At 70.3% G+C, this 13729-nt stretch carries 13 protein-coding genes; 3 read left to right on the top strand and 10 right to left on the bottom strand.

Going from position 1 to position 13729, the window contains the following annotated elements; translation table 11 throughout:
• Positions 1-28 precede the first annotated feature (28 nt).
• A complete protein-coding gene (locus tag NHL51_RS08930; protein ID WP_434143135.1) occupies positions 29-874 on the top strand; it encodes a Sir2 family NAD-dependent protein deacetylase in 846 nt (281 codons plus the stop codon).
• Between the two features lie 18 nt (positions 875-892).
• On the opposite strand, the gene NHL51_RS08925 is transcribed toward NHL51_RS08930, so the two are convergent.
• Complete coding sequence (locus tag NHL51_RS08925; protein WP_434143134.1) at positions 893-1945, bottom strand: YeiH family protein; 1053 nt, start codon at positions 1943-1945, stop codon at positions 893-895.
• Between the two features lie 82 nt (positions 1946-2027).
• Here NHL51_RS08925 and NHL51_RS08920 point away from each other — a divergent pair, with 82 nt between their 5' ends.
• Complete coding sequence (locus NHL51_RS08920; protein WP_434143133.1) at positions 2028-2954, top strand: LysR family transcriptional regulator; 927 nt, start codon at positions 2028-2030, stop codon at positions 2952-2954.
• A gap of 3 nt (positions 2955-2957) precedes the next feature.
• Here the strand turns inward: NHL51_RS08920 and NHL51_RS08915 are convergent, their stop codons facing one another.
• The 3 genes from NHL51_RS08915 to ubiE are packed head-to-tail and all read right to left on the bottom strand — an operon-like array spanning position 2958 to position 6164.
• Positions 2958-4334 (bottom strand): pyridine nucleotide-disulfide oxidoreductase, encoded by a 1377-nt coding sequence (locus NHL51_RS08915; protein ID WP_434143132.1) that lies wholly within the window; start codon positions 4332-4334, stop codon positions 2958-2960.
• Between the two features lie 25 nt (positions 4335-4359).
• Positions 4360-5373, bottom strand: a complete 1014-nt coding sequence (locus NHL51_RS08910) for a polyprenyl synthetase family protein (RefSeq protein ID WP_434143211.1) — start codon at positions 5371-5373, stop codon at positions 4360-4362.
• 41 nt (positions 5374-5414) lie between these two features.
• Complete coding sequence (gene ubiE / locus NHL51_RS08905; RefSeq protein ID WP_434143131.1) at positions 5415-6164, bottom strand: bifunctional demethylmenaquinone methyltransferase/2-methoxy-6-polyprenyl-1,4-benzoquinol methylase UbiE; 750 nt, start codon at positions 6162-6164, stop codon at positions 5415-5417.
• Positions 6165-6318: 154 nt separating this feature from the next.
• On the opposite strand from ubiE, the gene NHL51_RS08900 reads away from it, so the two are divergent.
• The gene (locus NHL51_RS08900; protein WP_434143130.1) at positions 6319-7626 is read left to right on the top strand and encodes an isochorismate synthase; all 1308 of its coding nucleotides are present in this window, start codon (positions 6319-6321) and stop codon (positions 7624-7626) included.
• Between the two features lie 25 nt (positions 7627-7651).
• Here NHL51_RS08900 and NHL51_RS08895 read toward each other — a convergent pair whose 3' ends face one another.
• From NHL51_RS08895 to NHL51_RS08870, 6 genes are all read right to left on the bottom strand, one after another.
• On the bottom strand, positions 7652-8521 hold the full coding sequence (locus tag NHL51_RS08895) for a PPK2 family polyphosphate kinase (protein WP_434143129.1): 870 nt from the start codon (positions 8519-8521) through the stop codon (positions 7652-7654).
• Between the two features lie 24 nt (positions 8522-8545).
• A complete protein-coding gene (locus NHL51_RS08890) occupies positions 8546-10144 on the bottom strand; it encodes a xylulokinase (protein WP_434143128.1) in 1599 nt (532 codons plus the stop codon).
• Entirely contained in the window at positions 10141-10842 is a 702-nt protein-coding gene (locus tag NHL51_RS08885; RefSeq protein WP_434143127.1) for an L-ribulose-5-phosphate 4-epimerase, read from the bottom strand. Before NHL51_RS08885 ends, NHL51_RS08890 begins: the two co-directional genes overlap by 4 nt.
• A gap of 15 nt (positions 10843-10857) precedes the next feature.
• The gene (locus NHL51_RS08880; protein ID WP_434143126.1) at positions 10858-11574 is read right to left on the bottom strand and encodes an HAD-IA family hydrolase; all 717 of its coding nucleotides are present in this window, start codon (positions 11572-11574) and stop codon (positions 10858-10860) included.
• Complete coding sequence (locus tag NHL51_RS08875; protein WP_434143125.1) at positions 11571-12614, bottom strand: NAD(P)-dependent alcohol dehydrogenase; 1044 nt, start codon at positions 12612-12614, stop codon at positions 11571-11573. The genes NHL51_RS08880 and NHL51_RS08875 overlap by 4 nt, the downstream gene beginning before the upstream one ends.
• Before the next feature lie 75 nt (positions 12615-12689).
• Positions 12690-13703, bottom strand: a complete 1014-nt coding sequence (locus NHL51_RS08870) for a substrate-binding domain-containing protein (protein ID WP_434143124.1) — start codon at positions 13701-13703, stop codon at positions 12690-12692.
• Between the last annotated feature and the right edge of the window lie 26 nt (positions 13704-13729).

Raw genomic sequence — 13729 nt, 5'->3', positions numbered from 1 at the left:
GTAGCGTGGAGCGCGGGAAGGGGATCGCATGGACCAGGGCATCGGCGGCGGCTCGGAGGACGGCATCGCTCGGCTCGCAGCGCTCTTCGAGGCGGGCCCGGTAGCCGTGCTCACGGGGGCGGGCGTCTCGACCGACTCGGGCATCCCCGACTACCGCGGCGCGGGCACGCCGCCGCGCACCCCGATGAGCATCGCCCAGTTCATGGACGACGAGCAGTACCGCCGCCGGTTCTGGGCGGGTGCCAGGGTCGGGTCTCTGGCGACCGCGCACGTCGCCCCGAACGCCGGGCATACCGCGCTCGCCCATCTCGAGGCGGCGGGCCGCATCGAGGGCGTCATCACGCAGAACGTCGACGATCTGCACCGCCGCGCGGGCTCGCGCACGGTCGTCGAGCTGCACGGCAACGGGGCGACGATCCGCTGCACCGCGTGCGACCGCCGCTGGGGCCGCGCCGAGGTGCTCGCGTGGTTCGACGCGCTGAACCCGGGGTTCGCCGAGCGGCATGCGGGCGCCGAGATCGCGCCCGACGGCGACGCGCTCGTCGCAGAGGTCGCGGGCGTCGCGGTGCCGTCGTGCCCCGTGTGCGGCGGCGTGCTGCGCCCCGACGTCGTCTACTTCGGCGAGCTCGTGCCGCGGCCCGTCTTCGCGAGCGCCGAGGCCCTGGTCGACGGCGCGCACGCGCTGCTGCTCGCGGGCACCTCGCTCGCAGTGAACACCGGCATCCGGCTCGTGAACCGGGCCGAACGACGAGGGATCCCTCTCGCCGTCATCAATCGCGGGCCGACGGCGGTCGACGCGCGGGCCGCCCTCGCCGTGCGCATCGACGGCGGCGCGAGCGAGACGCTGACTGCGCTCGCGAGCGCCCTGGGCTGAGCCGCCGGGCCGCCCGGCTCAGCCGATGTGGCCCGTGAGCGCCATCACGCCGAGCGCGGTCGTCGCGACGAGCACCGAGAGGATGCCGCCGAGCAGCAGCGGCCGGAAGCCGGCCGTACGAATGGCGCGCAGGTCGGTCGAGAGACCGATGCCGGCGAGCGCCGTCGCGACGAGGAAGACGCTCACCCGGGTCGCGGCGTCGACGACGGGTTCGGAGAGGACGCCGGTCGAGCCGACGCAGGCGACGAGCACGAAGCCGAGGAGGAACCACGGTACGAGCTTCAGGATGCGGCGGGCGCTCCAGGCCTCGCCGGAGCCCGTGCCCTCGCCCGAGCGCCGCGCCTCGAGCACCGCGAGCGTCACCGTGATCGGGATGATCATGAGCGTGCGCACGAGCTTCACGACGACCGCGAAGCCGAGGGCCGAGGCGCTGAACACGCTCGCCGCGGCGACGACCGAGCTGGTGTCGTTGACGGCGGTGCCGGCGAAGAGCCCGAAGGCGTGCGGCGTCATACCGAGCGCATGGCCGACGGCCGGGAAGACGATGACCGCGATGATATTGAAGAGGAACACGGTCGAGATCGCGTACGAGATGTCGGAGCTGCGGGCCTTGATGACGGGGGCGGTCGCCGCGATCGCCGACGCGCCGCAGATGCCGGTGCCGACGCCGATGAGGGTGCGGATATCGCGGTCGACGCCGAGCGCCCGGCCGATGAGCCAGGCGGCGAGCAGGCAGACCGCGAGCGTGCTCAGCATGACCGGCAGCGATTCGGCGCCGACCTCGACGATGCTCGCGAGCGAGAGCTGCGCGCCGAGCAGCACGACCGCGAGCTGCAGCACGAACTTGCCCGAGTAGGCGACGCCCGGGGCGAAGCGGCCCGCGGGCCGGCGCACCACCGCGATGAGCACGCCGATGACGACGGCAGGGATCGCCGACCCCACGACCGGCGCCGCTGCGCCGATGGCGGTCGCGACGGCCGCGATGGCCGCGCAGAGCAGGAATCCGGGCCAGACCTCGGCCCCGCGCTGCAGGAGTCGTGCGGGCAGGGTGACGGCGGGGGCGAATTGCATGCCTTCAGTCTGCTGCACGGCGCGGGCGCCCGATACCGGGTATGCGCTTGGAGGGTACAAGCAGAGGTTGTATCGTGGGTTCGTGCCCAGCCCCTCCCTCGCCGAACTCCGCGTGCTCGAGTGCGCCGTGCGCACGGGCAGCCTCTCGGCGGCCGCCCGCGACCTCGGTCTCAGCCAGCAGGCGGTGTCGGCCCGACTGCGCGGTCTCGAACGCCTCATCGGTCTCGAACTCGTGCACCGCTCCCCCGCCGGCGTCGCCCCGACCGCCGCCGGCGACGCCGTGCTCGCCGGGGCGCACGAAGTGCTCGCCGCGGCCGCGCGCCTCGACGCCGCTATCGCCGAGCTGCGCGGCGAGAGCGGCGCCGCAGCCCTCAGGGTCGCCGCGAGCCAGACGATCGCCGCGCACCTGCTGCCCGACTGGATCGTGGAGCTGCGCGGCGCCCGTCTGGGCGCGGGCCGCACGACCGTGCAGGTCGAGCTGCGCACCGCGAACAGCGAGCAGGTCATCGCGCTCGTGCGGGGCGGCGACGCCGACCTCGGTTTCATCGAGCAGCCGGAGGCCCCGCGCGGTCTCGCTCACGCCATCGTGCGGCACGATCGCATGGTCGTCGCGGTGGCACCGCAGCACGAGTGGGCGGGGCGCGCGATGATCCCCGTCGACGAGCTCGCCCGGGCCCCGCTCGTCACCCGCGAGGCCGGCAGCGGCACCCGCGCGGCGTTCGAGCGCGCCGTGCGAGAACGACTCGGCGCCGAGGCCGCCCCGCCCCTCATGTCGCTCGCGACCGAGGCGGCCGTGCGCTCGGCGGTCGCACGCGGCGTCGCACCGGCCGTGCTCAGCGAGCTCACCGTGCTCGACGACGCCCGGTTGGGGCGCATCGTCGCCGTGCCCATCGGGCCCGCCGCCGTGCGCCGACCCCTCGTGGCGATCTGGCGCGGCGATGCGCGCGACCTCATCGGGGCGCGCAGGCAGCTCGTCGAGGTCGCGGCAGCGCACGGGCGCGACGCCTGAACGCTATTCTCCGCGCGAGATGCGCGTCATCTCCTCGCGCGATACGACCTTGATGCGCTCGCGGCCGGCCTCGTCGCCGAGGCCGAGCTCGTGCTCGTCGAGGCGATGCCAGCCCTCGATCGTCGTGTAGGGCACCTCGCGCGCGTGCAGCAGCTCGGGAACGGCCGACGGCTCGGGGGCGGTCGGCTGCCACCAGTCGGCGCGATCGGCGATGATCTGCTCGAGCGTCTCCATCGCATCCGACTTCGTGTGGCCGATGAGGCCGATGGGGCCGCGCTTGATCCACCCGGTCGCGAAGACGCCGGCGATCGGTTCGCCCTCGAGGTCGACGACCCGGCCGCGATCGTTCGGGATGACGCCCCGGTTCTCGTCGAACGGGATCTCGTCGAGCGGCGACCCGAAGTAGCCGACGGCGCGGTAGAGGGCCTGCATCGGCACGACCTCGAACTCGCCCGTGTCGACGATGCCGCCGCCCCCGTCGGGCGCGGTTCGCTCGATCTTGAGCCCCGCGACACGGCCGTTCTCGGTCACGACCTCGACGGGCTTCGACCAGAAGTGCAGGTGCAGGCGGCGGCTCGCGGGCGCGACCTCGCCGGCCTCCCGCTGCCGCTGCTCGGCGCGCCACTTGTCCATGATGCGGGTCATGACGAGCACCTGCTTGCTCTTCGCGAGCGTCTCGTCGGCGTAGGAGTCGTCGACGTCGAAGTCGCGTTCGTCGACGACCATGTCGACATCGCGCACCTCGCCGAGCTCGCGCAGCTCGAGCGGCGTGAACTTGACGTACTTCGGGCCGCGGCGGCCGAAGAGGTGCAGCTCTTCGATCGGGTTCGCCTTCAGCCCCTGGTAGACGTTGTCGGGAATCTCCGTGGGCAGCAGGTCGTCGGCGTGCTTGATGAGCATGCGCGAGACATCGAGGGCGACGTTGCCGTTGCCGATGACGCCGACCGACGCGGCCTCGAGCGGCCAGGTGCGGGGCACGTCGGGGTGGCCGTCGAACCAGCTCACGAAGTCGGCGGCGCCGTACGACGATGCGGCGTCGATGCCCGGCACCTCGAGCGCGGCATCGCGGATCGCGCCCGTCGAGAACACGACCGCGTGGTAGTGCCGCTTGAGGTCGGCGAGCGTGATGTCGACGCCGTAGCGCACGTTGCCGTAGTAGTTGACCGTGCCGCTGTCGAGCACCTGGCGCAGGGCGGTGATGATGCCCTTGATGCGCGGGTGGTCGGGCGAGACGCCGTAGCGCACCAGGCCGTAGGGGGCGGGCAGCTGCTCGAACAGGTCGATCTCGACGTCGAAGTCGCGTTCGGCCTTCAGCAGCAGGTCAGCGGTGTAGATGCCGGCCGGGCCGGCCCCGACGATCGCGAGTCTCATCTTGCTCATCTTGTGCACTGCGCCGAGGCGCGGTTCAGCCTTCCCGGTTCACGATGGAGTCGGCCATGCGCTCGAGGGCGCGCTTCACCGACGATTTCGGCAGCGGCGCGAGCGCCGCCTTCGCGTCTTCGGCCCAGCGGCGGGCCGTCGCCTCGGTCTCGCGCGTCACCTCGTGGGCGCGCAGCTCTTCGACCTCGGGGTCGAGCAGGCCCGCGTCGGCGCCCTGCCCGATCGCCGCGACGCCCTCGTCGATGCGTCGCAGCAGATCGGAAGCGGCGGCGTCGCCTGCTGCTGCGCGCTCGCGCAGCAGCAGCAGCGGCAGCGTCGCGACGCCGGCCCGCAGGTCGGTGCCCGCCTTCTTACCGGTCTGCTCCTTCTTCGGCGACAGATCGATGACGTCGTCGACGAGCTGGAAGGCGACGCCGATGCGCTCGCCGTACTCGGTGACCGGGTCGGCGTACGCCCCGGGCGCACCGCTGAACATGATGCCCATGCGGGCGGCCGTCGCGATGAGGGCGCCCGTCTTGTCGGCGAGCACCTGGATGTAGTGCGCGATCGGCTCGTCGTCGGGGCCGGGGCCTACGGTCTCGTGCAGCTGGCCGAGGCAGAGGCGTTCGAAGGTGCGCGCCTGCAGCAGGATGGCCTCCTCGCCCATGCCCGAGACGAGGCTCGAGGCGCGAGCGAACAGCAGATCGCCGGCGAGGATCGCGACCGAGTTCGACCACACGGTCTGCGCGGCGGGCACCCCGCGGCGCAGGTTCGCGTCGTCCATGACGTCGTCGTGGTAGAGCGAGGCGAGGTGGGTGAGCTCGATCGCCTGCGCGGCACGGCGCACGCGATCGTTCGGGCCGTCGCCGAGCGAGCTGGCGAGCAGCGTCAGCACGGGCCTGATGCGCTTGCCGCCGGCCTCCATGAGGTAGCGGGCAGGGGCGTCGGCGACGGGCGAGGCGAACTCGAGCTGCTGCGCGAGAGCCTGCTCGATGATCTCGAGCTGCTCCTGGATCGCCTTCGCCTGACGGCGCTCCTGCGCGCCCTGGAACAGGCGCATCGGCAGCGCCTGGGTCGCCGTGTCTTCGGCTAGGGGACGACTCACTGCGTGTCTCCGGTCTTCGGGGTCTCGGTCTTCGGGCCCTCGGGCACGAAGCCGCGGTGCAGCGCGACGATGCCGAAGGTGAGGTTGCGGTAGGCGACGCGTTCGAACCCGACCTCGCGCATCCACTCCGCGAGCTCCTCCTGCGCCGGCCACTGCTCGATCGACTCGTTCAGGTACTCGTACGCCTCGGCCGCCTTGCGGTTGATGAGGCCGGCGACGCGCGGCAGCACGTAGCGGCCGTACAGCTGGTACGGCACGCGCACGAACGGCAGCGGGGGCGTCGAGAACTCGTTGATGACGACGCGACCGCCGGGGCGCACGACGCGCAGCATCTCGGCGAGCGCCTTGCGGGGGTCGGCGATGTTGCGCAGGCCGTACGAGATGGTGGCGGCGTCGAACTCGTCGTCGCGGAACGGCAGATCCATCGCGTCGGCCTGCACGAACTCGACGCGGTCGTTGCCGGCCTGGCGCTTGCGCCCCTCGGCGAGCATGCCCTCCGAGAAGTCGGCGGCGACGACGTGGGCGCCCTGCGCGGCGAGCGCGGCGGAGGAGGTGCCGGTGCCGGCGGCGATGTCGAGCACGCGCATACCGGGCCGCGGGTCGACGGCGCGCGTGGTGGCGATCCGCCACAGGCGGTCGTTGCCGACCGTGAGCACGTCGTTGATGAGGTCGTAGCTCGGGGAGACCTCGTCGAACATCGCGGAGACGTCGGTCGCGCGCTTGGTGGAGGTGTCGGGTCGGATCACCGTTCCATCGTAGCCGTCCTGCGCTCCGCTCGTCCTGGGCCTTGCTGAGCGCGCGGTGCGAGGCGGCCGCTGCCGCATGCAGAGCGCCTCGACCTGACCCCGGCCCGGGCACCCACCGGGCTCTCGAATGCGACCGGGTAGATTGGAGCGGGTGATGAGCACCCCAGCGGCCCCGCGCCTTCGCGCGGTCACGCGCCCCCTTGCGGCGACCCCCGATCTCGTCGCATTCGCCGACCCCGCGCAGCCGCTCCTGTGGCTGCGCGACGACCGCGGCTGCGTCGGCGTCGGCGAGGTGCTGCGGCTCGAGTTCTCGGGCCCCGACCGCTTCGAGCGGGCGGCGGAGCACTGGCGCAGAGTCGCGGCGCTCGCCGAGATCGACGACGCGGTGCGGCTGCCCGGCACGGGCCTCGTCGCGCTCGGCACCTTCGCGTTCGACGATGCGAGCGGGGCGAAGAGCGTGCTCGTCGTGCCGCGGCTGCTCATCGCGCGGCACCGCGGCGCCGCGTGGGTCACCGAGATCTCGGCGCTCGGCGAGGACGATGCTCTCGGCGAGCGCGATAGCGATCTTCTCGACAGGGATCCCGCAGCGCGCCTGCCCGGGGCCTCCCCCGCGGGCCCCTGGCCCGGCACGGGCTTCGCCCCCGCCCCGCACACCCTGGACGCCTATCTCGGCGGCGTGCGCGAGGCGACGGCGCGGGTGGGGCGCGGCGCGCTCGAGAAGATCGTGCTCGCCCGGCAGGTGCGCGGCACGGTCGCTGCGGGCGCCGACCTGCGCGTGCCGCTCGGCCGCCTCGCCGAGCGCTACCTCGACTGCTGGACCTTCGCGGTCGACGGGCTCGTCGGCGCGAGCCCCGAGACGCTCATCCGGTCGACGAGCGGTGCCGTCTCGGCCCGCGTGCTCGCGGGCACCCGCGGCCGCCACGCCGAGAACGACGCGCGCGACGCCCGGGCCCGCGACGAGCTGCTCACGAGCGCGAAAGAGCAGCACGAGCACGCGTTCGCGGTGCAGAGCGTCGTGACCGCGCTGTCGCCCCATGTGCGCGAGCTGCGCACGAGCGACGAACCGTTCGCGCTGAAGCTGCCGAACGTGTGGCATCTCGCGACCGATCTCGGCGCCGCCCTCGGCGAGGAGAGCTCGGCGCTCGAGCTGGTGGGCGCGCTGCACCCGACGGCGGCGGTCGCCGGCACCCCGACGGCCGATGCGGTCGCGATGATCGCGGAGCTCGAACCGTTCGATCGCGAGCGCTATTCGGGCGCGGTCGGGTGGATCGACGCGGCGGGCGATGGCGAGTGGGTGATCGCGCTGCGCTGCGCCCAGATCGGCGCGGCCGACCCCGAGACCGGCGACCGGCCCGTCGTCGCGAGCGCCGGCGGCGGCATCGTTGAGGGCTCCGACCCCGCGCACGAGCTCGGCGAGACCGTGTCGAAGCTGCGCCCCATCACCGAGGCGTTCGCCGAGTAGCGCACCGCCCCGGCGCCCCGGCGCCCTACGGCCAGAGCATCCCCGCGGACTCCACGACGCGCGCCCGTTCGGCCGCGATGTCGAAAGCGGCGGGAGGCCAGCCGGGCTGCATGCTCTCGAGCGCCTCGATCACGATGCGCTGCACTGCGACGCGAGCGTAGCGCTTCGAGTTCGCCGGGATGACGTACCAGGGCGCGTGCGGGGCATCGGTGCGCTCGATCGCGATCTGGAACGACTCCATGTACTGCGGCCAGAGCAGGCGTTCGTCGACGTCGCCCGGGTTGTACTTCCAGTGCTTCTCGGGGTCGTCGAGGCGGGCGAGCAGGCGCTCGGCCTGCTCCTCCGGCGAGATGTGCAGCATGATCTTCACGATGCGCACGCCGTCGTCGGCGATGCGCTTCTCGAAATCGGCGATCGCGCCGTAGCGGCGCTCGATCTCCTCGGGCGGAGCGAACTCGCGCACGCGCTGGATCAGCACGTCCTCGTAGTGCGATCGGTCAAAGACGCCGATCACGCCCGGGCCGGGAACGCGCGGTTCGATGCGCCACAGGAAGTCGTGCGCCCGTTCCTCAGCGGTCGGCGCTTTGAACGCCGAGACCGAGAGTCCGTACGGGTCGGCCTGCGAGAAGACGTGGTTGACGATGCCGCCTTTGCCTGCGGCGTCCATGGCCTGCAGCACGACGAGCAGCCGCCCTTCGGCGCCCTCCCGGCTCTGGGCGAACAGCTTCTCCTGCAGCAGCCGCAGTTCTTCGGCCGCCCGCGCGAGCTCCTGCTCGGCCTCCGACTTCCCGCCATCCGTGCCCGGGTGCGCGTCGGGGTCGACATCGCTCAGGCGGAACCCCTCCCCCGCACGGAGCAGGCCGGTGACATCCGCGTTCCAGAACTCGCGCGCCATGCGCCCTCCTCAGCTCGTGTGCTCCTACTGTAGGGCAGGCGCCGTCGCGCTTCGCTCCACAGCCGCAGCCCGTACCGCAGGGAGTGCTGCGCGGTAGTTCTCGAGAAACACCCGATAGCCGCGCACGGCTTCGGGTTCGGGGACCCGAGTCTCGCATGCGCTCTGCGAGAAGACATGCTCGCGGAGGTAGCTGCCGAGCTCGATCGCTTCCGCATGCTCGAGGTAGGCGGCGAGCACCGCAATTCCCCATGCGCCGCCCTCGGCCGCAGTCTCTCCCACCGTCACCGGCGTATCGAGCGCCGCTGCGAGGAAACGTTGGGCGACCTCGGCCGTACGGAAGATCCCCCCGTGAGCCAGCAGCCGGTCGATCGCGACGCCCTCGCCATCGAGCGCCTCCATGCCGATCGCCAGAGCTCCGAACGCGCCGTACAGCTGCGACCGCATGAAGTTCGCGAGCGTGAATTCGCTATCGGGCGAACGGACCACGAGAGGGCGGCCGTCTGAGATCTCCACGACCGGTTCACCGGCGAGGAAATTGTACGCGACGACGCCCCCGGCATCGGGAGCGCCCCGCAAGGCTTCATCGAAGAGGACCTGGAATATGCGGTCGCCGTTGACCTGCGTCCCGAGCGCTTCTGCGAACCGGGCGAACATCGCGCCCCAGGCGCCGATCTCATTCGCGCCGTTGTTGCAATGCACCATCGCTACCGGATCGCCGGCCGGGGTGGCGACGACGTCGATCTCCATATGCACTTGTTCGAGCGGCCGCTCGAGCACCACCATTGCAAAGATACTGGTGCCCGCGCTCACATTCCCCGTACGCGGGCTCACGGCGCCGGTCGCCACCATTCCCGTGCCGGCGTCGCCCTCGGGCGGGCACAGCGGGATGCCCGATTCCAGGCGTCCGCTCGGATCGAGAAGTGCTGCTCCGGCACGAGTCAGGGCACCGGCGGCACGGCCAGCAGGAAGCACCTCGGGGAGCACACCGCTCACCGGCCTCCCGAGCGCGCCACCAGCCAGCGAATCGAACTTCCCGAGCTTCTCCATGTCGAAGGCGTCCCCGCTCACCGCGAGGGAGAACATGCCGGAGGCATCGCCGACTCCGAGCACGCGCCTGCCAGTCAGTTTCCAATGCACATAGCCGGCCAACGTCGTCAAATGGTCGATGCTCGAGACATGCGGTTCTTCATCGAGGATCGCCTGCAGCAGATGCGCGCTCGACCATCGCAGCGGAACGTTCTCGCCGAACGCTGCCGTCAACCTCTGCGCTGCCGGCCCCGTATTGGTGTTGCGCCAGGTGCGGAACGGCACGAGAAGCTCGCCTGCCGTATCGAACGCCAGGTAGCCGTGCATCATCGCCGAGACCCCGATCGCCCGATAGCGCGCAGGCATAGTCCCCTCGCTTCGTGCCACGTTCTCGATCAGACTCGCGTATGCGCTCCGCAGTCCGGCCCAGATCTCGTCGACCCCGTAGCTCCAGTGGCCGTCGACGAGTCGGCTCTCCCAGACATGGCTACCGGTCGCGAGCACTCGCGCGTCGGAGGGATCGATGAGGCAGGCCTTGATACGAGTGGAGCCGAGCTCGATGCCGAGAACCGTCCCTCCGTCCGAGATGAGACTCATCGTCGCTCGTCTCCGTCCTGCCCGTACACGTTTTGATACCGGGCGTAGAGTGCATCGATACGGTCCTGGGGAATCGGGATTGGCTCCCCGGCCTCGCGGGCGTAATGCACGGTACGGGCGACATCCTCGACCATGACGGCGGCCTTCACCGCATCCTTCGCCGAGACGCCGATGGTGAACGGGCCGTGATTCTGCATGAGTACCGCCCGGGAGCGATGCCCGCGGAGCGTCTCCACGATGCCCTGACCGATCGAATCGTCACCGATCACCGCGAATGGGCCGACCGGAATCGGGCCGCCGAATTCATCGGCCATGGCGGTGATCACGCACGGGATCTCCTCGCCTCTCGCGGCCCAGGCGGTGGCGAATGCGGAGTGCGTGTGCACGACCCCGCCGACGTCGGGCATATGCCGGTAGACGTAGGCATGCGCGACAGTATCGCTGGAGGGGCTTCGTTCGCTCCCCTGCGTTCCCGGAACCGGCCGACCTTCAAGGTCGCACACGATCATGTTCTCGGGCGCCAGATCCTCGTAGGCGATGCCCGACGGCTTGATCACGAACAGCTCGGTTCCGGGCACGCGACCAGATACGTTCCCGCCCGTCCATACGACTAGGCCGTATTTCACGAGCTCCGCGTGCAGCTCGGCAACCTCGCCCCGTACTCGGGCGATCGCGGCTTCCGGGTTCTCTGCGTTCAATCGTCGGCTCCTCGCTCAGACGCCATGCGGCGCGATCAGCAGATGCACGCCATCGGAATCGACGCTGTCGACACGGACGTCGGTCAACGCAGAGACGATGTGGTCGGCGTGGGCGCGGAGCGAAGAGATATCCTCGGTCCCGATGATCCCGATCGCGAGACACCCCGCTCCCCGCGCCGAACGCAGGCCTACGGCTGTGTCCTCGAAGGCGATCACCGTCGTGCCCTCCCGCAGCAGATATCCGATGCGTTCCCGGCCGAGGGCAAACGGTTCGGGGTCGGGCTTCCCGCGGCTCACGTCTTCACCGTTGACGAACACGGGCGGTACGCCGAAGCCGGCGTTCGCGAGCCTGCTGAGCGCGACGGATCTGACCGCCGAGGTGACGACGCCCCACCGATCGGCGGGCAGCGACGAGATCAGTTCGAGCGCGCCCGGAGTGGGCGAACATGGCAGCGAAGGATCCGATTCGAGCTCTTCGATGCGTCGGAGAGCCTCCTCGACATAACCGTCCTCCAGCACTGACGCCGCGATCGAAGCAGCAGTGCGACCGTGGTACCGGGCGAGGTCGGGCGCCTCGACCCCGAATTCGCGCGCCCAGGCCGACCAGGTGCGCTCAACGGCCTCGACCGAGTCCGCGATCGTGCCGTCCATGTCGAACAGGAGGGCATCGGCTCGCAGCGCGATCGTCGGCCGCGCCGATGCTCCCGGGCCGTCCGGCTTCCTCTGCGTCAACGAGCGGCCTTGATCGAGGGGAGGATGACCGTCTTGATGGCAAGAGGGTCGGTCTTCGCCTTCATCAGCGCGCCTTCGACATCATCGAGCCCGTACTGCCCAGTGATGATCGGCGAAGCGTCGACGCGGCCGGAGGCGATGAGGTCGATGGCCGTCGCCCAGGTGTTCACGTACCTGAAGGTGCCGGTCAGCGTGATCTCGCGATGCTGCAGCATGGCGATCGGGATATCGAGGCTGTCGGACCCCATACCGACGAGGCACGCCATGCCACCGCGCTTGATCGCGGGGAACGCGGCCTGGATCGCCCTGCCGTTGCCCGAGGCGTCGATGTACACGTCGAAGTGCTCGTCGTAGCCCACGAGCCCCCCGTTCAACGGATCGATGGTCTTCGTCGCGCCGTGTTCGAGCACGAACTGCCGCCGATGCTCGAGCGGGTCGCTGACGACGAGCTCAGTCGCCCCGAAGGATCGCGCCACCTGTGCCGTCAGAATACCGATCGGTCCGGCCCCTGAGATGAGCACCCTCGCTCCGGGGAACACTCCGGCTCGACGGCAGGCGTGCAGAGCGACCGAAACAGGTTCGACGAGCGCGGCCTCCTCAGCAGTCATGCCCTCGGGCACCGGGAATGCGAAATCGGCCTCGATGGTCACGTACTCCGAGAACGAACCGTCGACTGGCCAAGCGCCGTAGAACCGCATATCGCGGCACAGATGGTACTGAGCGCTCTTGCAGAGCTCGCAGACGCGGCACGGCCGTTGCGGTTCGATCGCGACGAGTTCGCCGATGCGGCCCTCGTCGACGTCGGCGCCGACCGCGACGATGGTGCCCGAGGTCTCGTGCCCGAGGACGACGGGGCTCTGCACGACGATATCGCCTACCGCGCCCGATTCGTAGAAGTGGGTGTCCGAACCGCAGACGCCGATGACGTCGACACGGATGAGCACTTCGTTCGCCGCGGGAGTCGGCACCGGCCGCTGCTGCAGCTCGATGCGGTGCGGTTCGATCAGGACGCTGGTGTCCATGGTGTCGGGAATCTGCATGGCGTTCCTTTCAGTGGTATCGAGCAGGAGCGGTTGGGCGTCCGGGCCACGGCCCGGACGCCCAACCGAAGAACGTTAGAAGACGCTGTTCTCGTCGTAGAACTCTGCCACGTTCTCGCAGTTGATGCCCGCGGCCTCGGTGTACTCCAGGGGCTCGAAGTCATCGGCCGACGCCTTGCCAGTACCGATCTCGAGACCGATCTCCACCGCACGGTTGACGGCGAGACTCGGCGAGTTCAAGCCCGTCGAGATGTAACGGCCATCGCACCCTCCGTCCTGGATCAGCTTCAGCGCTTCCTTCTGACCATCGGATGCCGCGGCGACGAGAGTCGTCGTGTTGCCCTGGTCTTCGAGGACGGTCAGGCCGCCGAGGGCCATCGAGTCGTTCAGTCCGAGCAGCAGGTCGAGGTCGGGGTTCGCCGCGAGGATCGACTCGGTCGCCGGCACCGCCTGATCCTGCGCCCAGCCCGCGGGGGCCTCCGCGACGATGTCGTACTTCACGCCGGCTTCCTCGAGGCCCTTGAGGAAGCCTCCCTGCCGCTGCGGCCCGACGATGTCGTCCTCGGGCGGACCGGTCAGCACGCCGACGGTGATGTCGGCGCCTTCGCCGACGCGTTCGCCGGTGAGAGCTCCCGACAGGCGACCGATCTCCTCGTTCGCTGACTGCACAGTGGTCACGCCGACATCCGGCACTCCGTAATCGACGAAGATGATCGGCACATCGTTCGCGAGCTGCTCGAGCTGATCGCGCTGCGTGTCCTGGCTGGTCGCGTTGATGAGCAGCACGTCGACGCCCTGGGTCACCATGGTGTTGGCCTGATCGAGCTGCTTCACCGCGTCACCGCCCGCATCCTGCACCAGCAGTTCGAAACCCTGCTCGGCCGCCAGGTCCTCGGCTTCCTTCTGCATCGCCGCGAAGTACGGTGCATCCAGCTGACGGATCAGGAAACCGACTTTCAGGTCTTCGACATTGCGCGCCTCGCCGGTGGCATCGTTGCCGCCGCCTTCAGTGCTGCCGCAGGCAGCGAGCCCGAACATCGCCAGGCCGGCCGCTGCGACACCTGCCGCGAGCCGTGTGAGTTTCTTCATGAGTGTTCCTCTCTTGGATGGGTGTT

Origin of the sequence: Leucobacter sp. gxy201 (assembly GCF_051043335.1) — a bacterium.
GTDB lineage: Bacteria > Actinomycetota > Actinomycetes > Actinomycetales > Microbacteriaceae > Leucobacter.
Note: the sequence above shows the minus strand (reverse complement) of the source record. Positions and strands in the feature narration are given on the sequence as shown.